This is a genomic window from Stenotrophomonas sp. NRRL B-14846 (assembly GCF_050473585.1).
Classification (GTDB): Bacteria; Pseudomonadota; Gammaproteobacteria; order Xanthomonadales; family Xanthomonadaceae; genus Stenotrophomonas.
In genome coordinates this window covers 3,446,212-3,467,729 of sequence record NZ_JBFLUN010000022.1, presented here as the reverse complement: position 1 = coordinate 3,467,729, position 21,518 = coordinate 3,446,212, and the positions used below count along the sequence as shown (strand labels likewise).

At 66.6% G+C, this 21,518-nt stretch carries 24 protein-coding genes and 2 tRNA genes; 17 read left to right on the top strand and 9 right to left on the bottom strand.

Annotation, left to right across the window (positions count from 1 at the left end; genetic code table 11):
- Nucleotides 1-55: 55 nt before the first annotated feature.
- Together AB1281_RS18195 and AB1281_RS18190 are read right to left on the bottom strand one after the other, a co-directional pair.
- Nucleotides 56-541, bottom strand: coding sequence for a DUF962 domain-containing protein (locus AB1281_RS18195; RefSeq protein ID WP_014038747.1), 486 nt, complete (start codon nucleotides 539-541; stop codon nucleotides 56-58).
- A 216-nt stretch (nucleotides 542-757) separates the two neighbouring features.
- Nucleotides 758-1,684, bottom strand: a complete 927-nt coding sequence (locus AB1281_RS18190; RefSeq protein WP_014648673.1) for a phosphoribosylaminoimidazolesuccinocarboxamide synthase — start codon at nucleotides 1,682-1,684, stop codon at nucleotides 758-760.
- A gap of 144 nt (nucleotides 1,685-1,828) precedes the next feature.
- On the opposite strand from AB1281_RS18190, the gene AB1281_RS18185 reads away from it, so the two are divergent.
- The 10 genes from AB1281_RS18185 (at nucleotide 1,829) to AB1281_RS18140 (ending at nucleotide 10,328) form a co-directional block, all read left to right on the top strand.
- Nucleotides 1,829-2,158 (top strand): J domain-containing protein, encoded by a 330-nt coding sequence (locus tag AB1281_RS18185; RefSeq protein WP_014038745.1) that lies wholly within the window; start codon nucleotides 1,829-1,831, stop codon nucleotides 2,156-2,158.
- Nucleotides 2,159-2,215: 57 nt separating this feature from the next.
- Nucleotides 2,216-2,890 (top strand): ribulose-phosphate 3-epimerase, encoded by a 675-nt coding sequence (gene rpe, locus AB1281_RS18180; RefSeq protein WP_014038744.1) that lies wholly within the window; start codon nucleotides 2,216-2,218, stop codon nucleotides 2,888-2,890.
- Nucleotides 2,891-2,948: 58 nt separating this feature from the next.
- Nucleotides 2,949-3,431, top strand: a complete 483-nt coding sequence (locus AB1281_RS18175) for an N-acetyltransferase family protein (protein WP_430346589.1) — start codon at nucleotides 2,949-2,951, stop codon at nucleotides 3,429-3,431.
- A 203-nt stretch (nucleotides 3,432-3,634) separates the two neighbouring features.
- The gene (gene yegS / locus AB1281_RS18170) at nucleotides 3,635-4,588 is read left to right on the top strand and encodes a lipid kinase YegS (RefSeq protein ID WP_430346588.1); all 954 of its coding nucleotides are present in this window, start codon (nucleotides 3,635-3,637) and stop codon (nucleotides 4,586-4,588) included.
- Nucleotides 4,589-4,785: 197 nt separating this feature from the next.
- Entirely contained in the window at nucleotides 4,786-6,261 is a 1,476-nt protein-coding gene (gene trpE, locus AB1281_RS18165) for an anthranilate synthase component I (protein ID WP_430346587.1), read from the top strand.
- 67 nt (nucleotides 6,262-6,328) lie between these two features.
- On the top strand, nucleotides 6,329-7,108 hold the full coding sequence (locus AB1281_RS18160) for an SIMPL domain-containing protein (protein ID WP_101766199.1): 780 nt from the start codon (nucleotides 6,329-6,331) through the stop codon (nucleotides 7,106-7,108).
- 2 nt (nucleotides 7,109-7,110) lie between these two features.
- Nucleotides 7,111-7,698, top strand: a complete 588-nt coding sequence (locus AB1281_RS18155; RefSeq protein WP_014038739.1) for an anthranilate synthase component II — start codon at nucleotides 7,111-7,113, stop codon at nucleotides 7,696-7,698.
- A 16-nt stretch (nucleotides 7,699-7,714) separates the two neighbouring features.
- A complete protein-coding gene (gene trpD, locus AB1281_RS18150; protein ID WP_014038738.1) occupies nucleotides 7,715-8,746 on the top strand; it encodes an anthranilate phosphoribosyltransferase in 1,032 nt (343 codons plus the stop codon).
- 74 nt (nucleotides 8,747-8,820) lie between these two features.
- Entirely contained in the window at nucleotides 8,821-9,615 is a 795-nt protein-coding gene (gene trpC, locus AB1281_RS18145) for an indole-3-glycerol phosphate synthase TrpC (RefSeq protein ID WP_014038737.1), read from the top strand.
- A complete protein-coding gene (locus AB1281_RS18140; RefSeq protein WP_430346586.1) occupies nucleotides 9,612-10,328 on the top strand; it encodes a haloacid dehalogenase-like hydrolase in 717 nt (238 codons plus the stop codon). The genes trpC and AB1281_RS18140 overlap by 4 nt, the downstream gene beginning before the upstream one ends.
- Before the next feature lie 160 nt (nucleotides 10,329-10,488).
- On the opposite strand, the gene AB1281_RS18135 is transcribed toward AB1281_RS18140, so the two are convergent.
- On the bottom strand, nucleotides 10,489-11,250 hold the full coding sequence (locus AB1281_RS18135) for a sulfite exporter TauE/SafE family protein (RefSeq protein WP_014038735.1): 762 nt from the start codon (nucleotides 11,248-11,250) through the stop codon (nucleotides 10,489-10,491).
- A gap of 62 nt (nucleotides 11,251-11,312) precedes the next feature.
- Nucleotides 11,313-12,002: a cAMP-activated global transcriptional regulator CRP gene (gene crp, locus AB1281_RS18130; RefSeq protein WP_010482649.1), complete on the bottom strand. Its 690-nt coding sequence runs from the start codon at nucleotides 12,000-12,002 to the stop codon at nucleotides 11,313-11,315.
- A 149-nt stretch (nucleotides 12,003-12,151) separates the two neighbouring features.
- Between crp and speD the strand changes: the two genes are divergently transcribed.
- A complete protein-coding gene (gene speD, locus AB1281_RS18125) occupies nucleotides 12,152-12,946 on the top strand; it encodes an adenosylmethionine decarboxylase (RefSeq protein ID WP_006473908.1) in 795 nt (264 codons plus the stop codon).
- Between the two features lie 167 nt (nucleotides 12,947-13,113).
- Complete coding sequence (locus AB1281_RS18120; protein ID WP_005419816.1) at nucleotides 13,114-13,434, top strand: DMT family transporter; 321 nt, start codon at nucleotides 13,114-13,116, stop codon at nucleotides 13,432-13,434.
- A gap of 87 nt (nucleotides 13,435-13,521) precedes the next feature.
- Here the strand turns inward: AB1281_RS18120 and coq7 are convergent, their stop codons facing one another.
- Nucleotides 13,522-14,166: a 2-polyprenyl-3-methyl-6-methoxy-1,4-benzoquinone monooxygenase gene (coq7, locus tag AB1281_RS18115; RefSeq protein WP_430346585.1), complete on the bottom strand. Its 645-nt coding sequence runs from the start codon at nucleotides 14,164-14,166 to the stop codon at nucleotides 13,522-13,524.
- A 196-nt stretch (nucleotides 14,167-14,362) separates the two neighbouring features.
- Here coq7 and rplM point away from each other — a divergent pair, with 196 nt between their 5' ends.
- Nucleotides 14,363-14,791, top strand: a complete 429-nt coding sequence (gene rplM, locus AB1281_RS18110; protein WP_005414692.1) for a 50S ribosomal protein L13 — start codon at nucleotides 14,363-14,365, stop codon at nucleotides 14,789-14,791.
- Between the two features lie 2 nt (nucleotides 14,792-14,793).
- Nucleotides 14,794-15,186 carry a 30S ribosomal protein S9 gene (rpsI, locus tag AB1281_RS18105; RefSeq protein ID WP_005411311.1) on the top strand — a complete coding sequence of 131 codons (393 nt, stop codon included), beginning with the start codon at nucleotides 14,794-14,796 and terminating at the stop codon, nucleotides 15,184-15,186.
- 311 nt (nucleotides 15,187-15,497) lie between these two features.
- On the opposite strand, the gene AB1281_RS18100 is transcribed toward rpsI, so the two are convergent.
- Together AB1281_RS18100 and AB1281_RS18095 are read right to left on the bottom strand one after the other, a co-directional pair.
- Nucleotides 15,498-15,572 (bottom strand) — tRNA-Gln (locus AB1281_RS18100).
- A 55-nt stretch (nucleotides 15,573-15,627) separates the two neighbouring features.
- A tRNA-Met gene (locus AB1281_RS18095) sits at nucleotides 15,628-15,704 on the bottom strand.
- 120 nt (nucleotides 15,705-15,824) lie between these two features.
- Here AB1281_RS18095 and AB1281_RS18090 point away from each other — a divergent pair.
- The 3 genes from AB1281_RS18090 (at nucleotide 15,825) to bfr (ending at nucleotide 17,376) form a co-directional block, all read left to right on the top strand.
- Nucleotides 15,825-16,445, top strand: coding sequence for an RNA pyrophosphohydrolase (locus AB1281_RS18090; RefSeq protein ID WP_430346584.1), 621 nt, complete (start codon nucleotides 15,825-15,827; stop codon nucleotides 16,443-16,445).
- 108 nt (nucleotides 16,446-16,553) lie between these two features.
- Nucleotides 16,554-16,763, top strand: coding sequence for a (2Fe-2S)-binding protein (locus AB1281_RS18085; RefSeq protein ID WP_005411309.1), 210 nt, complete (start codon nucleotides 16,554-16,556; stop codon nucleotides 16,761-16,763).
- A 142-nt stretch (nucleotides 16,764-16,905) separates the two neighbouring features.
- Entirely contained in the window at nucleotides 16,906-17,376 is a 471-nt protein-coding gene (gene bfr / locus AB1281_RS18080; RefSeq protein ID WP_005419804.1) for a bacterioferritin, read from the top strand.
- Nucleotide 17,377: 1 nt separating this feature from the next.
- Here bfr and AB1281_RS18075 read toward each other — a convergent pair whose 3' ends face one another.
- Both AB1281_RS18075 and AB1281_RS18070 read right to left on the bottom strand, forming a co-directional pair.
- Nucleotides 17,378-19,609 carry an ATP-binding protein gene (locus AB1281_RS18075; RefSeq protein ID WP_430346583.1) on the bottom strand — a complete coding sequence of 744 codons (2,232 nt, stop codon included), beginning with the start codon at nucleotides 19,607-19,609 and terminating at the stop codon, nucleotides 17,378-17,380.
- Between the two features lies 1 nt (nucleotide 19,610).
- Complete coding sequence (locus AB1281_RS18070; RefSeq protein WP_430346582.1) at nucleotides 19,611-21,500, bottom strand: EAL domain-containing protein; 1,890 nt, start codon at nucleotides 21,498-21,500, stop codon at nucleotides 19,611-19,613.
- Nucleotides 21,501-21,518 lie beyond the last annotated feature (18 nt).

Sequence of the window (21,518 nt, the reverse complement as noted above, 5' to 3'; positions counted from 1 at the left end):
GGGTGACGGAATCCGCCCGTTCAGGAAACGACGGCCGCTGTCGGCCGCCGCCAGGTCAGTAGCGCCAGTCGAGCTTGCGGTAGAACTTGGCCATCACCCAGGCCGGTCCGATCAGCAGATAGGTCAGGTCGGTCAGGAAGCTGGGCTTGCGGCCCTCGAACTTGTGGCCGATGAACTGCGCGATCCAGGCCACCACGAACACGCCCACTGCCAGCCAGCGCAGGGCTTGGATGCCGATCTCGGCCTCCAGCAGCCGGCACAGGCAGCCGAACACGAAGAACTGGATGAGCATGCCGATGCCCAGCGGGCGCGACAGTTTGTTGTAGAAGCACCAGGCGCTGAACATCGCGAATGCCGACCAGATGCCGTACTGGAACCAGGTGATCAGCGGCGGCAGGCACCACAGCAGAGCCACCACCGACCACAGGATCGCCGGGACCGCCACCACGTGGATGCGCTGGTTGATCACATTGCGGTGGTCGTCGGAGTAGCTGGCGAAATAGCGGTCGATCGGCCGCGCAAGCTCGGTGGATGTCTGCATGCGGCCAGCATACTCCCGCCGGAGCCGTCAGTAGAGCCAGGCCATGCCTGGCTGCAGGTTCGCGAGGTTGCCGGCCAGCGGCCGGCACTACCCCCAGGCAACCTGTAGTAGAGCCAGGCCATGCCTGGCTGCAGGCAACCGCGAGGTTGCCGGCCAGCGGCCGGCACTACCGCATTCAGAACGCCCCCCGCCTTTCCGGCTGGGGGGCGCAGGGGATCAGTCGACGCTGATCCCGGCCAGGCGCTGCAGCGCCTCGGCGTACTTGGCGCGGGTGCGCTCGATGATCTCGGCCGGGATGCTCGGGCCCGGGGCGGTCTTGCCCCAGTCCAGCGTCTCCAGGTAATCACGCACGAACTGCTTGTCGTAGCTCGGTGGGCTGGTGCCCACTTCGTACTCGTCGGCCGGCCAGTAACGCGAGGAATCCGGCGTCAGCATCTCGTCCATGATGTACAGGCGGCCATCGGCATCGGTACCGAATTCGAACTTGGTATCGGCCAGGATGATGCCGCGCTCGCGGGCGTAATCGGCGGCGAACTTGTAGATGCGCAGGGTGGCGTCGCGCACGCGCTCGGCCAGCTCGGCACCGACCTGCTTCACCATCGCATCGAAATCGATGTTCTCGTCATGGTCGCCGACGGCGGCCTTGGTCGAGGGGGTGAAGATCGGCTCCGGCAGCTGCTCGGCCTGGCGCAGGCCATCGGGCAGGTCGATGCCGCTGACCTTGCCGGTGCGCTGGTAGTCCTTCCAGCCGCTGCCGATCAGGTAGCCGCGGGCGATCGCTTCCACCGGCACCGGCTTCAGCTTGCGGGTGACCACCGCGCGCTTGGCGTACAGGGCCGGGTCCACGCCTTCGGGCAGCACGCTGGCCACGTCGATGCCGGTCAGGTGGTTGGGCATCAGGTGCGCGGTCTTGGCGAACCAGAAGTTGGAGACCTGGCAGAGCATCTCGCCCTTGCCCGGGATCGGGTCGGGCAGGACCACGTCGAACGCCGACAGGCGATCGGTGGCCACCATCAGCAGGTACTCGCCCGGCGGGGTTCCGGCTGGCAGCCGCTCGCGCGGGATATCGAACACATCACGCACCTTGCCGCGATGGCGCAAGGGCAGGCCGGGGAGATCGGATTGCAACAGCGTGGTTGGCACGGGCACTCCTAGGGCGTTGTCGATACGGCTGCTGCCCAACGGACCCGGCGGGCCCGCTGACCAGCGGGCGGCCTAGTGTAAAGCGGTCCGGGCCCGCTGTGACGTAAAATGAGCGTCCATTTCGTCGGTCGACCCCGGAGCGCCATGCGCTGGTACGGAAAACTGCTCGGATTCATTGCCGGCGCCCTGCTGTTCCGGCCCAATCCGCTGTTCGGCGCGGTGGTCGGCCTGTTGATCGGCCACGCCTTCGATTCGGACTGGTTCCGCCTGAACAAGGAGAACCCGTACCGGGAGCTGGGGCTGACCTCCGAGGCCACCGATGCCGAGGTCGAGCGCGCCTACCGCAGGCTGATCTCGCAGTACCACCCCGACAAGCTTGGCGGCGCCGCCCCCGAGCTTCAGCAGCAGGCCGAGCAGAAGTCGCGGCGGATCAATGCCGCCTACGACCGCATCAAGACCCTGCGCAAGCGCTGATTCCAGAGTCCCGCCTGCGGGCGGGAGAACCTTTTCCCCGTTCCGAAGGCCCCGGCCATGTCCAACTGCCTCATCGCCCCGTCCATCCTGTCCGCCAACTTCGCCCGCCTCGGCGAGGAAGTCGACAACGTCCTCGCCGCCGGCGCGGACTGGGTCCACTTCGACGTGATGGACAACCACTACGTGCCGAACCTGACCATCGGCCCGATGGTCTGCCAGGCGCTGCGCAAGCACGGCGTCACCGCGCCGATCGACGTGCACCTGATGGTCGAGCCGGTGGACCGCATCATCCCGGACTTCGCCGAAGCCGGTGCCACCTACATCAGCTTCCACCCGGAAGCGAGCCGCCACGTGCACCGCACCATCCAGCTGATCCGCTCGCTGGGCTGCAAGCCGGGCATCGTGCTCAATCCGGCCACCCCGGTGGACATCCTCGACTGGGTGCTGGATGACCTGGACCTGGTGCTGCTGATGTCGGTCAACCCGGGCTTCGGCGGCCAGGCCTTCATTCCCTCGGCGCTGGACAAGCTGAAGGTGGTGCGCAAGATGATCGATGCCAGCGGCAAGGACATCCGCCTGGAGATCGACGGCGGCGTGAAGGCCGACAACATCGGCGAGATCGCCGCTGCCGGCGCCGACACCTTCGTCGCCGGTTCGGCCATCTTCAACGCCAAGACCAGCTACCAGGATGTGATCGCGCAGATGCGCGCCAACGTCGCCGCGGCACGCTGACAAAAAGGGGGCGGAGGGGATTAAGCTCGCTTGGTCCCCTCCGTCCCCTTTCTTGCCCATGGCTCTGTTGAATATCCGCCCGGCCACCGTCGCCGATGCGGGCCTGATCCTGCATTTCATCCGCGAGCTGGCCATCTACGAGAAGGCCGAGCATTCGGTGCAGACCGACGAGATCGGCATCGCCGAAAGCCTGTTCGGTGCCGATGCCACGGCGCGCGCGCTGATCTGCGAAGCCGACGGCGAGGCCATTGGTTATGCCGTGTATTTCTACAACTACTCGACCTGGCTGGGCCGCAAGGGTATCTACCTGGAAGACCTGTATGTCAGCCAGGAAAAGCGTGGTGTGGGCGCTGGAAAGGCGCTGCTGAAGTACATCGCACGCCAGGCCGTGGCCGAAGGTTGCGGTCGTTTCGAATGGTCGGTGCTGGACTGGAATACCCCGGCCATCGAGTTCTACACCGCCGCTGGCGCCACGCCGCAGGACGAGTGGACCGTGTACCGGTTGCAGGGCCAGGCGCTGCACGAGTTCGCCAACGGTTGAGGCGCACTCCCAGCACACCGCAAAAAAAAGCCACGCCAATCACTGGCGTGGCCTCGCTGCATGCGTGGGAGGCTGATCCTGCCTCCATCCGTCGTCCCTGCTATGGCCTTCCATTCTCCAGCAGCTGAATGACACCTGCGTGACATTCACTGCGGACAAACAGCGCATTGCTAGCCTGTGCCGCCCCCTCCTGGAAGCTCCGCATGACCGCACCGCGCTGGCGCCTGATCCTCAATGGCAAATCCGCAGGCAACGAGGAACTGCGCGAGGCTGTCGGCCATTGGCGCGGGCAGGGCGTGCAGCTGGAGGTGCGGGTGACCTGGGAGGACGGTGACGCCGAGCGCTACGTCGCTGAGGCCATCGATCACGGCGTGGACGTGATCGTTGCCGCCGGTGGTGACGGCACGCTCAGCGCGGTGGCCGAAACCCTGGCGCATCGTGAGGAAGCGGCGGATGCGCTGCCCTCGCTGGCGCTGATCCCGATGGGGACCGCCAACGATTTCGCCACGGCTGCGGGTATTCCGACCGAGCCGAAGGCGGCCTTTGCGTTGATCGGACAGGCCACGCCGCATGCCATCGATCTGCTGCGCGTGGACGCTGATGGCACGCCCTGGTGGTGCGCCAATCTCGCCAGCGGTGGCTTCGGCACGCAGGTGACGGTGGAGACCGATGCCGGCCTGAAGAAGATGCTGGGCGGGCTGGCCTACGTGATTACCGGCATCGCCAAGCTGGGGCGGATCGAGCCGATCCATGCACGCCTGTCGGGTCCGGATTTCGCATGGGAAGGCGACTTCATCGCGCTCGGCATCGGCAATGGCCGGCAGGCCGGCGGTGGCCAGCAGCTGTGCCCGCAGGCACTGATCGACGATGGGCTGCTGGATGTAACCGTGCTCCCGGAGCTGGAAGGTGAGGTCACCGCTACCCTCGGCCAGATGCTGAAGTCCGGCACCCAGGCGGCGCTCGAACAGCTGGCCACGCGCGCGCGGTTGCCGTGGCTGCAGGTGGAATCCGAGCGCCCGTTGACGCTCAACCTGGACGGCGAACCGGTACAGGCCCGCCAGTTCCGCATCGCGTGCGTGCCGGGCAGGGTGCGGATGCATCTGCCGGCCAGCTGTCCGCTGCTGGGTGGGGTCTCCGCTGCGAACGCCCCGGTGTAGCGCCGGTCTCTGCGGCCGCCCCGGACGTGCCGTGGTTCAGTTTGGCGGGGTTCCCCTCCCGCCCCGGCTGCGATACAGTCAAGGGGTGTCCAGCCTGACGACCCCGCATACCCTTTCTTCCGCACGCCGTTGGTGGCGATGGTGGCCCGTTGCCGTCGTCCGCCCCCATAACGCTGTGTCCCGGAAGGAAAGTCGTCTTGAACTCGCACGCTCAGTTTCAGCTGCAGGCCGCTGAAGGCCACACCCATATTCCCGTCGTCCGTGAAGTGCTGTCCGACCTGGACACGCCGCTTTCGGTCTATCTGAAGCTCGCCGACGGCCCCAATACCTACCTGTTTGAATCCGTCGAAGGCGGCGAGCGCTTTGGTCGTTACTCGATCATCGGCCTGCCGGCGCGCCGCGTGTATGCCTTCCATGGCCACACGCTGACCGTGCGCGAAGACGGCCAGGTGGTGGACACCCGCGAGGTGGCCGACCCGTTCGCCGAAGTCGAGGCGCTGCGCAGCGCCCACTCGGTGCCCAAGCTGGAAGGCCTGCCGGGCTTCACCGGTGGCCTGGTCGGCTGGTTCGGTTTCGAGTGCATCGGCTACATCGAACCGCGCCTGGCACCGCCGGCCGGCCGCGATGAACTGGGCACGCCGGACATCCTGCTGCTGGACTCCAACGAACTGGCGGTGTTCGACAATCTCAAGGGCCGGCTGTACCTGATCGTGCATGCCGACCCGCGTGTCGAGGGGGCGTTCCAGCAGGCCCAGGCACGCCTGGATGCGTTGACCGCCAAGCTGCGCGCACCGGGGGCCGGCTATCCGGCACCGCTCAACAGCGACGTGCTGGACGAGTCCGATTTCGTCTCCGGGTTCACCCGCGAAGGCTTCGTCGATGCGGTCCAGCGCAGCAAGGAATACATCCGTGCCGGCGACATCTTCCAGGTGGTGCTCAGCCAGCGCCTGAGCGTGCCGTTCAAGGCGCGCCCGGTGGATGTGTACCGCGCGCTGCGCGCATTGAATCCCTCGCCGTACATGTATTTCCTCGATGTCGGCGACCTGCAGGTGGTCGGTTCCTCGCCGGAAATCCTGGTGCGCCTGCAGGATGGCGAAGTCACCGTGCGCCCGATCGCCGGCACGCGTCCGCGCGGTGCCACCGTCGAGCAGGACCTGGCGCTGGAAGCCGAGCTGCTGGCCGATCCGAAGGAGCGCGCCGAGCATCTGATGCTGATCGACCTCGGCCGCAACGACGCCGGTCGCGTATCGAAGGCCGGCACCGTGGAAGTGGGCGAGCAGTTCGTGATCGAACGCTACAGCCACGTCATGCACATCGTCAGCGAAGTGACCGGGCAGCTGCAGCCCGGCCTGAGCTATGCCGATGTGCTGCGTGCCACGTTCCCGGCCGGCACCGTCAGCGGCGCGCCGAAGATCCGCGCGCTGGAAGTGATCCGCGAGCTGGAACCGATCAAGCGCAATGTCTACGCCGGCAGCATCGGCTACATCGGCTGGCACGGCGATGCCGATACCGCGATCGCGATCCGCACTGCGGTGATCAAGGACGGCCGCCTGTACGTGCAGGCCGGCGCCGGCATCGTCTACGACTCGGACCCGGACAAGGAATGGGACGAGACGATGAACAAGGGCCGCGCGCTGTTCCGCGCCGTCGCCCAGGCCGCCAAGGGCCTGTGAAGTTCCCCGTGCCGTGGCCTGCGCCGCGGCACCCTCCGCTGTTCCCATTCAAGACAAGGAGTACCGCATGAAGCTGCTGAGCGCATTGCTGTGGTCGTCACTGCTGGCCACGATGGCCCCGTCTGCGTGGGCGCAGGCCAACACCATTCCCTCGCAGCCGCATCTGCTGGTGAAGGGCGAGGCGCGCCGCGAGGTGATGCCTGACCGGTTCGGCCTGCAGTTGAACATCGAAGAGACCGACATGGACGCAGATGCGGCGCGGCGCCGCGTGCAGGACAACGTTGCCCGCGCGCTGGCGCTGTTCAAGCAGAACAAGGCGGTGGAGGGCAGCGTGCGTGCGGACAACCTGCGGATCGGCCCGGCGACGCGCTATGAGCAGAACCGGCAGGTCTTCATCGGCACCCGCGTGTCGCGCCAGTTGCGTGCCAGCTTCGCCAGCGTGAAGGCGATGCAGGACGTGCTGGGCGCGCTGAAGGCCAACGAGAACGTGCAGGTCAGCAGCGTGGCCCCGATCTACTCGGGTGAAGTGGCGCTGCGACGTGAACTCAAGGGCGAGGCCGCGGCCAAGACCCGCGAGTCCGCGCAGGGGCTGGCCAAGGCCTATGGAACGAAAGTGCGTGGCCTGTACAGCATCTCCGACGTGGCGCCGGACTTCGCCTACGGCATCCAGGCCGGGCAATGGCCGCAGCCGGGCGAGGATGGTGAGTATCTGGACAGGATCTCGGTGACCGGCAGCTATGCACCGGCCTCGGCACCTGCGCCCGGTGCACCGGAGTCCATCGAAGCCGGCCCCATCACCTACACCGAAAACGTATACGCCATTTTCCTGATAAGCGACGGAACCTGACCATGTTGTGGATGATCGACAACTACGACAGCTTCACCTACAACCTCGTGCAGTACCTGCAGACGCTGGGCGCCGAGGTGAAGGTGGTGCGCAACGATGCGATGAGCGTGGACGAGATCGCCGCGCAGAAGCCCGAGCGCATCGTCATTTCGCCCGGCCCGTGCACGCCCAACGAAGCGGGCGTGTCGCTGGAGCTGATCCAGCGCCTGGGCCCGACCACGCCGATCCTCGGCGTCTGTCTGGGCCACCAGGGCATCGGCCAGGTCTACGGCGGCACCGTGATCCGTGCCGGCAACATCATGCACGGCAAGACCTCGCCCATCCGCCATGAAGGCAAGGGCGTGTTCGCGGGCCTGCCGGACCGTTACCAGGCCACCCGCTACCACTCGCTGGTGGTGGACAAGAACAGCCTGCCCGATGTGCTGGAAGTGACCGCCTGGACCGAGAACGACGACGGCTCGATCGAAGAGATCATGGGCCTGCGCCACCGCCAGTTCCCGGTGGAAGGCGTGCAGTTCCATCCCGAATCCATCCTCACCGAACACGGCCACGCCCTGCTGCGCAATTTCCTGCAGCGCCCGGCGGCCTGATCCAAGGAGCATTCCCATGAGCTTCTCCCCCCAGGAAGCCCTGCAACGCACCATCGAGCACCGCGAAATCTTCTTCGACGAAATGGTCGACCTGATGCGGCAGATCATGCGCGGCGATGTATCGCCGATGATGACCGCCGCCATCCTCACCGGCCTGCGCGTGAAGAAGGAAACCATCGACGAGATCGCTGCGGCGGCCACGGTCATGCGCGAATTCGCGCTGGCGGTGCCGGTGGCCGACAGCACCCACCTGGTCGACATCGTCGGCACCGGTGGCGATGGCTCGCACACCTTCAACATCTCCACCTGCGCGATGTTCGTCGCCGCCGCAGCCGGTGCGCGCGTGGCCAAGCATGGCAACCGCAGCGTGTCGTCCAAGTCCGGCAGTGCCGATGCGGTGGAAGCACTGGGCGCGGCCATCGAGCTGCAGCCGGCACAGGTGGCCGCGGCGATCGAACAGACTGGCATCGGCTTCATGTTCGCGCCGATCCATCATCCGTCGATGAAGGTGGTCGCGCCTGTACGCCGCGAGATGGGCGTGCGCACCATCTTCAACATCCTCGGCCCGCTGACCAACCCGGCCAGCGCGCCGTCGGTGCTGATGGGCGTGTTCCATCCCGATCTGGTGGGCATCCAGGCGCGCGTGCTGCGCGAACTGGGCACCGAGCGCGCCATGGTGGTCTGGGGCCGCGACAACATGGACGAGATCTCGCTGGGTGCCGGCACGCTGGTCGGCGAGCTGCGCGACGGCAAGGTGCGCGAGTACGAGATCCACCCGGAGGACTTCGGCATCGCCATGTCGGCCAGCCGCAACCTGCGCGTGGACAGCCCGGAGCAGTCCATCGCGATGCTGCGCGCGGTGCTGGACAACGAGCCCGGCCCGGCGCTGGACATTGTGGCCCTGAACGCCGGTGCCGCGCTGTACGTGGCCGGCGTGGCCAGCGACATCGGCGACGGCCTGGCCCGCGCCCGTGCCGCCATCGCCAACGGCAGCGCCCGCCAGCGCCTGCAGCAGTATGTGGAGACCACCCGCGCGCTGGTTGCCTGAGCGCGCGGTTCAGCCTGACCCCCTTGATGGCCGATAATGGCCGTCCTCACCGCCCCCGCACTGAACCGAAGACGATGAGCGACATCCTGCAGACGATCCTGGCCCGCAAGGCCGAAGAAGTAGCCCAGCGCCGCGCCCAGCGCCCGCTCGAGGAGCTGCAGGCCGCCCTGGCCAGTGCCCCGCCGGTACGTGGCTTCGTGCGCGCCTTGCAGGCGGCGGTAGCCAACGGCGACCCGGCGGTGATCGCCGAGGTGAAGAAGGCCAGCCCGTCCAAGGGCGTCATCCGCCCCGACTTCCGCCCGGCCGACATCGCGGTCAGCTACGAGTTCGGTGGCGCCAGCTGCCTGTCGGTGCTGACCGACGTGGACTTCTTCCAGGGCGCCGACGCCTACCTGCAGCAGGCGCGCGAGGCGTGCACGCTGCCGGTGCTGCGCAAGGACTTCGTCATCGACGCCTACCAGGTGTACGAGGCACGCGTGCTGGGCGCCGACTGCATCCTGCTGATCGTCGCTGCGCTGGACGACACCCAGCTGGCCACGCTGTCCGAACTGGCGCTGTCGCTGGGCATGGACGTGCTGGTGGAAGTGCACGACATCGATGAACTGGAGCGCGCGCTGCAGGTGCCGGCGCCGATGATCGGCATCAACAACCGCAACCTGCGCACGTTCGAGGTGTCGCTGCAGACCACGTTGGACATGCAGAACGCCGTGCCGCGTGACCGCCTGCTGGTCACCGAGAGCGGCATCCTCGGCCCGCAGGACGTGGCGCTGATGCGTGACGCCGGCATCCATGCGTTCCTGGTGGGCGAGGCCTTCATGCGCGTGGAAGAGCCGGGCGAGGGCCTGCGTCAGCTATTCTTCGCGGCATGACAACGCACTATCCAACGCCGCGCGAGGATGCGCAGCTGGTGGTCTTCGACTTCGACCACACCCTCTACGACGGCGATTCAGGCACCCACCTGTTCGCCTCGCTGATCAAGCGCAACCCGCTGCGGATGCTGGCGGCGCTGCTGGTCACGCCGATTGCCGGGCCGATGGTGGCGATGCTGCCGACCCGTCGCGCGGGCATCTCGGTCTATGTGTGGATCGGCAGCTTCGGCCTGCACCGTGCGCGTGACTTCAACAAGGTGATCGACGCCTACGTGCTGCGCAACCAGGCGCAGATGCGCGCCAAGCTGCTGCCGCAGGCGCTGGAAGTGTTCGCCGCGCACCGCGCCAAGGGCGACCGCGTGGTGGTTGCCACGGGTGCGCCGCCGGAGCTGGCGCGCGCGATCCTGGCTTTCGTCGCCCACCAGGACGTGCCGGTGATCGGCACCGAGGTCGGCCCGCGGCTGGGCGGCGTCGGCCCGACCCGGCACTGCCACAACGAAGAGAAGATGCGCATGCTGCGCGAGCGCGGCTACGGCGATATCGATATCGCGTATTCCGACAGTACTGCCGACCTGCCGCTGCTGCTGGCCGCCAAGGCGCCGGTGGTGGTTAACCCGAAGCCGGGGCGCGTGGACTTCTTCCGCCGCGTGCTGCCGGCCGGCACCCGCATCCTCAACTGGGGCTGCGTGGACCGCGGCGGCGACAAGGCGTAACGCGCGGAATCCGCCGGGCATGGGATGACGGAGTGCCCGGCTGCGACCCGGTAGTGCCGGCCGCTGGCCGGCAACTTCATGATCTGCGGAAGGGCATGTGGGATTGCCGGCCAGCGGCCGGCACTACCGAGCGTAGCGAAGGGCCATGCCCCGCAAACGCTCAGCGCGCCAGATACCCGGTCAGTGCGTGGCCGATCTGGAACAGGCTGATGCCCAGTACCAGCACGCCGACGGCCACCAGTACCCAACGCTCCTTCAGGCGCTTCACCAGCAGGGCGGCCACCGGTGCGGCCATCATGCCGCCGATCAGCAGGCCGGCCACGATCTGCAGGTGATGCAGCCCCATCGACAGCAGGAACGTTGCTGAAACCGTCAGGGTGACCACGAACTCGGCCGCGTTCACCGTGCCGATGGTGGTGCGCGCCTGGCCGCCGCGGGCGAGCAGGGTGGAGGTGGCCACCGGCCCCCAGCCGCCCCCGCCGCTGGCATCCAGGAAGCCGGCCACGAAGCCCAGCACGGGCACCCGCTTGACCTCGCCCTTGGGCATCAGGCGCCCGGCGGCACGTGCCAGGATGATGATGGCCAGCACCAGCAGGTAGAGATAGATGAGCGGGCGGATCACCTCGCCGGGCAGCTGGGTCAGGCCGTAGGCACCTACGGCGCCGCCCACAGCGCCGGGCAGCGCCAGGCGCAGGAACAAGCGCTTATCGACATTGCCGGCGACCAGATGCGACACGCCGGAGGCGCCGGTGGTGAACACCTCGGCGGTGTGGATGGCGGCGCTGGCCTGCGCGGGCGGAATGCCCATGGCCAGCATCACCGACGACGACACCAGGCCGAACGCCATGCCCAGCGCGCCGTCGACCAGCTGGGCGCCGAGGCCGATGAGGATGAACCACCAGAATGCGCTGCTCAGTTCCATGTACCGAGCCTAGCGCGCGAAGGAGTGCGGACCAAGGTCCGCACCCACCGGGTGCTCAACGGTCAACGGGTGCCGTACAGCACCACGGTCTTGCCGCGGGCATGCAGCAGGCCGTCGGTCTGCAGCTTCTTCAGCACACGGCCGGCCATTTCACGCGAGCAGCCGACCAGGCGTGCCAGCTCCTGGCGAGAGACGCGCAACTGGCTGCCCTGCGGATGGCTCATCGCCTCCGGTTCCTGCGCCAGGTCGTGCAGGGTGCGCACGATCCGGTCGGTAACGTCCAGGAATGCCAGGCGGCTGGCCTTGCGGCTGGTGTCGAGCAGGCGCTTGGAGATCTGCTGGCCCAGCGCGTACAGCAGGCGCGGGGCATCGGCCGACAGCGGGCCGAGGAACAGCTGATGCAGGCGCTCGTAGCTGATTTCAGCCAGCTCGCAGGCGGTACGGGTCCGCAGGATCACCTCGCGGCGGTCCGATTCGACGAACAGGCCCATCTCGCCGACGAACTCGCCGGCACCGAAGTAGCCCAGCACAAGCTCGCGATCGTCATCTTCCTCGGCCATGATCGAAACCGAGCCGCTGATGACGTAATACAGGGTTCCCGCCGGGTCACCGGGTCGGAAGACGTCGGTACGGGTGGGATATCGCCGCCTGTGGCTGTGCGCCAGGAAACGATCGATTGTGGCGATATCCAGGGCCAGTGGACTGCTAGCTAGGCGCACGGTTGACACGATAGGGGCGCTCCCTCTGCGCATGAACGGATTCACGGGGTCGATAGCGGAGCTTAACCAGCGCAATTGTTAAGGGCAAACAGTGTGCCAGAACTCTTGCGTCTTCACGTTCCCCCCGAGGGCAGTTTGCCCCATAATTCCTCCTTTCCCTTCTTACACAGGAATCGACCGCCGTGGTCAAGCCGTTGCCTCGCCTGAGGCTGCAGGGTTTCAACAACCTCACCAAGGCGCTGAGCTTCAACATCTATGACGTGTGTTACGCGCGCACCGAAGAGGAGCGTCAGCGTTACATTGAATACATCGATGAAGAGTACAACGCCGACAGGCTGACTCAAATCTTGACCGATGTCGCCGAGATCATCGGCGCCAACATCCTGAACGTGGCCCGCCAGGACTACGACCCGCAGGGTGCCTCGGTGACCATCCTGATCTCCGAAGAACCGGTGATCGACAAGAAGCAGGCCGGCAAGGAGCTGATCTCCGACGCCGTGGTCGCGCACATGGACAAGAGCCACATCACCGTCCATACCTACCCGGAAACCCATCCGCAGGAAGGTATCGCGACGTTCCGCGCGGACATCGACGTGGCCACCTGTGGCGTCATTTCGCCGCTGAAGGCCCTGAACTACCTGATCGAGAGCCTGGAATCGGACATCGTGATCATGGACTACCGTGTCCGTGGTTTCACCCGCGATGTGAAGGGCAAGAAGCACTATATCGATCACAAGATCAACTCGATCCAGAACTTCCTGGCCAAGAACATCAAGTCGCGCTACGAGATGTTCGACGTCAACGTCTACCAGGAAAACATCTTCCACACGAAGATGCACCTGAAGGACTTCGACCTGGACCAGTACCTGTTCGAGGAAAAGGCCAAGAACCTGTCGTTCAAGGAACGCATGAAGATCGAAGCGCTGCTCAAGCGCGAGATCGAAGAGCTGTTCCACGGCCGGAACCTGTCCGAGTAAGCCCCATGCGCGATGCCCGCAGGCATCGCCGCCCAGGCGGGACGACCCGCCCCGTGGAACCAGTGCCCCGCACGCGTTACAGTTCCACGGTGATGTACCGACCCACGGCCCGGTGTGAAAACACCGGGCCGTTTCGTTTTTTCAAAAAAGGTAAGGAGCCCCCACCCATGCCCTGGATCTACCTGCTGCTGGCCGGCCTGTTCGAGATCGGTTTCGCCCTTGGAATGAAGTACTCCGAAGGCTTCAGCAAACCCCTGCCCACCGTTGCCACGGTGGTGTCCGCCCTGATCAGCCTGTACCTGATGAGCCAGGCGATGAAGAGCATCCCGGTCGGCACCGCCTATGCGATCTGGACCGGTATCGGCGCCATGGGCGTGGCGGTGCTGGGCATCTACCTGTTCAACGACAGTGCGTCGCCGGCCCGCCTGGCCTGCGTGGGCCTGATCGTGGCCGGCGTGATCGGCCTGAAGCTGGTCTCGCCCAATTAATCGGTAGTGCCGGCCGCTGGCCGGCAACCCCGCAGGCACTGCCGAAGATCAGGAGGTTGCCGGCCAGCGGCCGGCACTACCTGGCGGTCACAGCCGGTAGGCGATGGCCTTCATGACCTTGGAGGCCAGCGCCATCGCGCCCGGGATCGGGAACGGCAGGCGGCGTGCGCCGGCCTGCTCGGCGTGCTCCGCGTGGCGGGCCTCGTCTTCCTTCATCACCTGGATGACCGCGCGGCTGCGCAGGTCGCCGGCCGGCAGGTCGACCAGGTGCTCGTCCAGGTGGGCTTCCACCTGGCGCTCGGTTTCGACCACGAAGCCCAGGTTCCAGCCGTCGCCGCGCAGCCCGGCCAGGGTGCCGATGGTGTAACTGCCGGCGTACCACAGCGGGTTGAACAGGCTGGGGCGGCTGTCCAGTTCACCCAGCCGGGTGGCGCACCAGGCCAGGTGGTCGGTCTCCTCCTGGGCCGCTTCCAGCAGGTGTTCACGGGTGGCCGGGTCGCGGGCCACGGCCGCCTGGCCGAAGTACAGGCCCTGTGCGCAGACTTCGCCGACGTGGTTGATCCGCATCAGGCCCGCCGCGTGGCGGCGCTCGGCGCTGTCCATGCCCGGCTCGCCGGTGTCCGCGGCCGGGTAGGGGCGGGCCGCCGGTGGGTTGCCGAACACCGTGTCCAGGGCGCGCTGCGCCTCGGTCAGCAGGTGGTCCAGCGGGGTGATCTGGCGGAGCACGGTCATGGCGGTACGCGGTGGGGCGGAAGACCCGCCGATTCTCGCCCGCCCCCGTCCCCCTGCCAACCCGGGGCAGGGCCAGCTTGCACCGGGGGCTTGACCTGCGTACAATCCCGCCTCTTACGCTTCACCTTTCACAACGCGTGGCAGAGTTCCGGCGAGTCGTTCGCCGCAATGAGCCCGACCTAACCTAGAGTTCTTCATGAGCACTTTCACTGCCAAGAACGAGACCGTCCAGCGCGACTGGTACCTCGTCGACGCCGAGGGCAAGACCCTGGGCCGTCTCGCCACCGAGCTGGCCCGCCGTCTGCGCGGCAAGCACAAGCCGGTCTACACCCCCCACGTTGATACCGGCGACTACCTGGTCGTCATCAATGCAGAAAAGATTGCCGTCACCGGCAAGAAGCTGCAGGACAAGATGTATCACCGTTTCACCGGCTACATCGGCAACCTGAAGACCGAGTCCCTGGCACAGGCGCTGGAGCGCCACCCGGAGCGCGTGATCGAGATCGCCGTCAAGGGCATGCTGCCGAAGGGCCCGCTGGGTCGCCAGATGTACCGCAAGCTCAAGGTCTACGCCGGCACTGAGCATCCGCACGCCGCACAGCAGCCGCAGGTTCTGGATATCTAATCATGGCTATCACTCAAAACTACGGCACTGGCCGCCGCAAGTCCTCCACCGCTCGCGTGTTCCTGCGCAAGGGTTCGGGCAACATCACCGTCAATGGTCGTCCGCTGGACGAGTTCTTCGGTCGTGAGACCGCGCGCATGATCGTGCGCCAGCCGCTCGAGCTGACCAAGAACACCGAAAGCTTCGACATCCTGGTCACCGCCGCTGGCGGCGGCACCACCGGCCAGGCCGGTGCGATCCGTCTGGGCATCGCCCGTGCTCTGGTCGAGTACGACGAAACCCTGAAGTCCGAGCTGCGCAAGGCTGGCTTCATGACCCGTGACGCCCGTGAAGTCGAGCGTAAGAAGGTCGGTCTGCACAAGGCCCGCCGCGCCACCCAGTTCTCCAAGCGCTGATTCACCGCGCCTGGTTGGGCTCCTTCGGGAGCCCGCTGGTTGGAAAAGCAAAAGCCCGGCTTCGGCCGGGCTTTTGTCGTTTCGGGGTGGGGCATTTCCGGATTGCCGGCCAGCGGCCGGCACTACCCGGGGCGTCGCATGTCAGCAGGGTGGGGTCGTGCAGAAAAGGATCCGACCCACGGCTCCTCTCTGGAGAAGAGCCCCCTTGATGTTCAAGGGGGTGCGCCGACAGGCGCGGGGATAAGGTGGAATGCGCGACCAAATTAAAAGCAAAAGGCCAGATCTTTCGATCTGGCCTTTTGCTTTTAATTTGGCTGCCCCGGATGGATTCGAACCACCGAATGCCTGAGTCAGAGTCAGGTGCCTTACCGCTTGGCGACGGGGCAAAACGTGCAACTATTTTCTCACTTTTCACACTGAAAAACAACTTGATTTTCAGTGTGGTGGCTATGGGTGGACTCGAACCACCGACCCCAGCATTATGAGTGCTGTGCTCTAACCGGCTGAGCTACATAGCCTTGGTGAGCCCGCTATTCTGCGGATGTGTATCGCCCCTGTCAACACTTTTGTGTCGTGCTTGTGGGCCGACAGAGGGCATGGGATAGTCCCGACCAGTAGATTTTTTAGGAGTCCGCATCGTGATCGATCCGGACGGCTATCGACCGAACGTCGGCATCGTGCTGATGCGGCAGGATGGTCAGGTGTTCTGGGCACGACGCGTGCGCCGGGACGGCTGGCAGTTCCCGCAGGGTGGCATGAATACTGACGAGACGCCTGTCGAGGCCATGTATCGTGAACTGCAGGAAGAGACCGGCCTGCTGCCTGAGCATGTGGAAGTGCTCGGGGCGACACCCGGCTGGCTGCGCTACAAGCTGCCGGCGCGGGCCATCCGCCGCAACGAGCGGCAGGTCTGCATCGGCCAGAAGCAGGTCTGGTTCCTGCTGCGCCTGACCGGCGACGAATCCTACGTGAAGCTGGACCACACCGACTCGCCCGAGTTCGACCACTGGCGCTGGGTGGACTTTTGGTACCCGGTAGAGCACGTGGTGATGTTCAAACGCGGCGTCTATGCGCGTGCCCTGCGACACCTGGCGCCACTGGCGCGCGGTGTGGCCGGGCAGGGCGTCACCGCCATGCCCAAGAGCGCCGCCGAGGCCTGGATGCCGGGCCACACGGCCGGGCACGACCGCCCGCGCAAGCGCCCGCGGACCCGGGGCTACTGGCCGAAGAAGGCCACGGGCGACGGCCCGGCCAGCTGACCGGCTGAACGGTATCGAGAATGGTTCAGGTCTCTGATTGACAACCATTCTCGTTTCCATTGGAATAGCCAACAGGCCACTTCTGGCCTGTCAGCCCGGTTCCCGCCTGTGTACGTCTGCATCTGCAACGGAGTCACCGACCACCAGATCCGCGAAGCCGCCAGCCATGGCGTCAGCACGGTGGCCGAACTAACCATGCGTACCGGTTGTGGTGCCACCTGCGGTTCCTGCCTGGACATGGCCGGCGACCTGCTGGCCAAGGCACGTGCGACCCATGATCTGCCGCTGCCGGTATTGGGCCTGGCCCAGGTCGCCTGATCGCCTTTTCGCGGCGCGTTGACGCCGCGCTTTCGCATTCTTCACGTGCGGCCGCGCAGGCCAATGCGCACGATTCGCGTTCCTTCACGACTGCACGCAAGGCGCTAAAGTGCCTGCGTTTTCAGCGTGCAGGAGCACCCCCATGAAGGGCGACACCAAAGTCATCGAATTCCTCAACAAGGTCCTCTACAACGAGCTGACCGCGATCAACCAGTACTTCCTGCACGCCAAGATGCTGAAGAACTGGGGCATCAAGGAACTGGCCGAACACGAGTACAAGGAATCGATCGACGAGATGAAGCATGCCGACATGCTCGCCGACCGCATCCTGTTCCTTGAAGGCCTGCCGAATTTCCAGGCGCTGGGCAAGCTGCGCATCGGCGAGAACCCGACCGAGATCCTGCAGTGCGACCTGTCGCTGGAACGCGATGGCGTGGTCACCCTGCGCGAGGCGGTGGCCTATTCCGATTCGGTTGGCGACTACGTCAGCCGCCAGCTGTTCGTGAAGATCCTCGACTCGGAAGAAGAGCACATCGACTGGCTGGAAACCCAGCTGGACCTGATCGAGCGCATCGGCGAGCCGAAGTACCTGCTGAGCAAGCTGGAAGAGTGAGTCAGCCGCCCTGGCCGGCGCGATGCTGTGCCAGGTAGCCCGTCAGCGCCACGCGCGCGCGGGCGAATTCCGCAACCAGCAGCGCCACTGCCACGGCGGGGCGCTGCAGGCTGCCGCTGCGGGCTTCATGCTCGATCCGCTGCGCGATCGCCGACAGCGACAACGCACCCACGTTCGCACTCGATGACTTCAGGCTGTGCGCAGTGGCCTGCAAGCGTGGCTCATCGCCGTTCTGCGCGGCCAGCTGCAACTGCTGCACCATCACCGGCGCATCTTCAAGAAAGACCATGACGATCTGGGTGGCAGCGTCGCCGATCACGGCGTGCAGTTCATCCAGCACGTCGCGGTCGAGCACCGGTTTCGGCATCGCGCCGACCCGGCTGTCATCGCCTGGTAGAGCCGAGCCATGCTCGGCTGGCAGGACCCGACGGGCCACGGGTGTGTCGCCATCGAGCAAGCGCGATGCTGCGACATCGCGCGATCGCTGCACCCAACGCTGCAACAGCGCATGCAACGTGGCGCGCGCGATCGGCTTGGACAGGTAATCGTCCATGCCCGCCTGCAGGCAGCGCTCGCGGTCACCGGCCATGGCGTTGGCGGTCATTGCGATGATCGGCAGCCGCGCGCGCCCGTTCTCTGCTTCTTCGGCGCGCCAGCGACGCGTGGCGGCATAGCCGTCCAGCACCGGCATCTGGCAATCCATCAGCACGATGTCCACGTCGCCTTCGCGGAGCGCGGCCAGTGCCTGCTCGCCATCGGCGGCGTTGCGCACTTCGCACTGGAACACGCGCAGCAGCTGTTCGGCCACCATCCGGTTGACCGTATTGTCCTCCACCAGCAGCACACGCAGATGCAACGGCGGCAGCGTGGCAGCCGGTTGCTCGTTGTCCGCGCTGGCCAGCAGCGCAGCGGGGCGGGCGGGGGCAACCGGTGCAGCCAGCAGTGCATGCAGGGCCGCATCGTCGAAGTGCGGGGGCAGCTGGCGCTGGCGCGGGCGTTGCGGAAGTGCGCCCTCCTGCAGCCAGAGCACCTGCAGTGCATCGTCGTCACCGCGATCATTCAGCGCCAGCTGCAGCGTGGCTTCACCGTTGCGGCGTGCGCGGGCATCGACCAGCAACCATGCCGGTGCCGGTTGCCCGGGCCGCGCGGGAGCGCGCAGGCGCTCGACCACGGCATCCAGCTGCGCCAGCACCTGCACCTGCAGCCCATGGTGGGCGGCGATGCGCTCGATACGTGCCTGCAGCGTTGCGTCGGCACTGAACAGCAGCAGTGGTGCCGGCGCGCGCGCCATCGCCGGCAGGTCGCCAGGGACCTTCAGCAGCGGGATCTCGAACCAGAAGGTCGCGCCCTGGCCCGGCGTGGACTGCACGCCGATGTGCCCGTGCATCAGGTCGATGATGCGCTTGCAGATGGCCAGGCCCAGGCCGGTGCCGCCATAGAGGCGGGTGGTGGATGCGTCGGCCTGGCTGAAGGACTGGAACAGGCGTGCCTGCAGCGCGTCGTCGATGCCGATGCCGGTATCGATGATCTCGAAGCGCAGCTGGTGCTGCGCGGCACCTTCGCCCAGGCGCAGCACGCGCAGCTGCACCTGGCCGCGGGCGGTGAACTTGATGGCGTTGGCCAGCAGGTTGCTCAGCACCTGGCGCAGGCGCACCGGGTCGCCGCGCACCGGCAGGCGCACCGATGGATCCAGTTGCAGGCCCAGGGCCAGGCCCTTGGCGTCGGCGGCCCGCTGCATCAGCTGCACCACGCCGTCGAGCAGGTCGCGCAGGTTGAAGCTGGTGATCTCCAGCTCAAGTGCCTGCGCTTCCAGCCGGGAGTAGTCGAGGATGTCGTCGACGATGCGCAGCAGCTGCTGCGAGCTGGCCGAAGCGGTGGCCAGCATCTGCCGCTGGTCTTCGCCCAGCGGTCCGCGCGCGATCAGCTCCAGCATCGGCAGGATGCCGTTGAGCGGGGTGCGGATCTCGTGGCTCATCGTGGCCAGAAACTCGCCCTTGGCCAGCACGGCCGCCTCGGCGGCCTGCTTGGCCTGCAGCAGTTGCTGTTCCAGCTGGCCCTGGCGTTCAGTGGTACGGCGAAGCTGGTCGCGTTCGGCGGCCAGCGCAGTGTGCGTGCGCTGCAGCTGGGCCAGTGCATGGTTGCGCGCGCGCAGGCGCAGGCCCAACACGATCAGCGCGATCAGCGCGATAGCGGCCGCGGCAAGGGCAACCAGCAGCACGCCCCCCAGCGGCACGTCAGAGCACCGCGTTGTGGAAGTCGAAGTTCAGGTCGCTGCCGGCCGATTGCACCATGTTGCCCTGGATGTAGTCGACGCCGCCGACCCACATCGCGGCTGCAGCCTGCGGATCCTCGATCTGCTGGCCGATGATCTGCAGCCCGGCGGCATGGGCCTGTTCGATCGCCTTGCGCAGCTCCTCGCGCGTGGCCGGATTGGAATGGCTGCTGGAGAAGCGCGCAGCCATGCGCACGAACGACAGCGGCAGCTGGGTCAGCAGTGCATCGGCCTCGCCGCTGGGTTCGAACTGGCTCAGGCAGAAGCGCACCCCGGCACTGGCCATGCGCTGGCAGAACTGCTGCAGCGGCACGGTGTGGATCAGTGCGTCGGGCAGGCGCACGTCGATCACCAGCGCACTGCCGGGCAGGTCACGCTGCTGCAGTGATTCCAGCAGCCAGTCGGCGAAGGCATCGCGCTGCAAGGTACGCAGCGACTGCGAGACGAACAGGTTCAGCGGCTGCGTCGCGTGCCGGTACAGATCCAGCAGGCCCAGTGCGTGGTCCATCACCTGCTGGTCGAGGTCGGCAATGCGTCCGGCGGCTTCCGCGGCCGGGATCACCTGGCCGGCCGCCAGCACCGTGCCATCGGCCTGGCGCAGGCGCAGCAGCAGCTGGTATTGCGCGGTGTTGCCACCTGCCACGGCGACGATCGGCTGGTAGGCCAGTTCCAGCTGGCCTTCCAGCAGCGCCAGGTGTTCCTGTTCGGTGACCGCCTGGCGATGCACGTGGCCCGCCACGCCGGCGCTGAGCAGGCGTGCCTGCAGGGTGGTGCGCTCAACCGCCTCCAGCGCACTGTTGGCATCCTCGAAACCCGGCGACAGCGGCGCATAGCCGACTACGCCGCGCAGGTGCACGGATTCGTCGTCGCGGATCACGAAGGCGCGTGCCGACAGCTGCTCGCGCAGGGTGGCGGCGATGCCTTCGAGGGCGTCCTCGTCGGCGTTGCGGGCCAGCAGCAGGAAGCTGTTGTCGTTCAGGCGAGCCAGCAGGTGCGGATGGCCGGCTTCGGCCAGGCGCTGCCCGGCCTGCACCATCAGCCGTTCAAATGCGGCGTAGCCATAGCGTTCGCGCAGGCCCAGCGCACTGGCCACTTCGATGAAGAACACGCCGCCCTGATCGCGGTGGGCGAGTGCGGTGTTGAGCTGCTGCAGCACGTGGTGGCGCGTCGGCAGGCCGGTTTCCGGATTGCTGGTGGCCGGTGCGCCGGTAGCGCCCGGCAGGGTCGCGGCCTGGGCACGTGCGCGGCGGATGCGGTTGGCCACCGCTGCGATCAGGTGGCGGGGCCGGATCGGCTTGCTCAGGTAGTCGTCGGCGCCGCTGTCGAGCACCTCGAACTGCCGTTCCGGATCCGGATCGCCGCTGAGGAACACGATCGGCAGCAGCTGCAGACCAGGCTGCTGGCGGATCAGCGCGGTCAGGCGCATGCCGTCCAGCCCGGGCAGGTGCAGGTCCATCAGGATCAGGTCGGGGCGATGCTCCTTGATCGCCTGCAGCGCGGCATCGGCATCGCTGTGCACGATTGCCTGCATGCCGGCGCCGTGCAGCACGCTCTGCGCGAACAGCGCCTGCGCGCGATCGTCTTCAACGATCAGCACGCGGTAGGGCGAGTCCGATGGCGGTGGGGCCAGATCGTTGTTGCCGGCTTCGGCCAGTGCGATCGGGCCGGGCAGCGGCGGCGGTGCGCTGTTGATCGGCGCAGGCGCAGCGGCCGCGACCGGCGATGGCATCGCAACCATCGGTGCAGCCGCGACGGGGGCTGCTGCCTCGGCGGTCCAGCGTTGCCAATGATCGGCCGGAGGGGTTTCAGCGCGTCCCGGGCGGGCGCCCGCGGGGGATTCGTTTGCGGCCATCGGTGCTCCTGGTGTTCG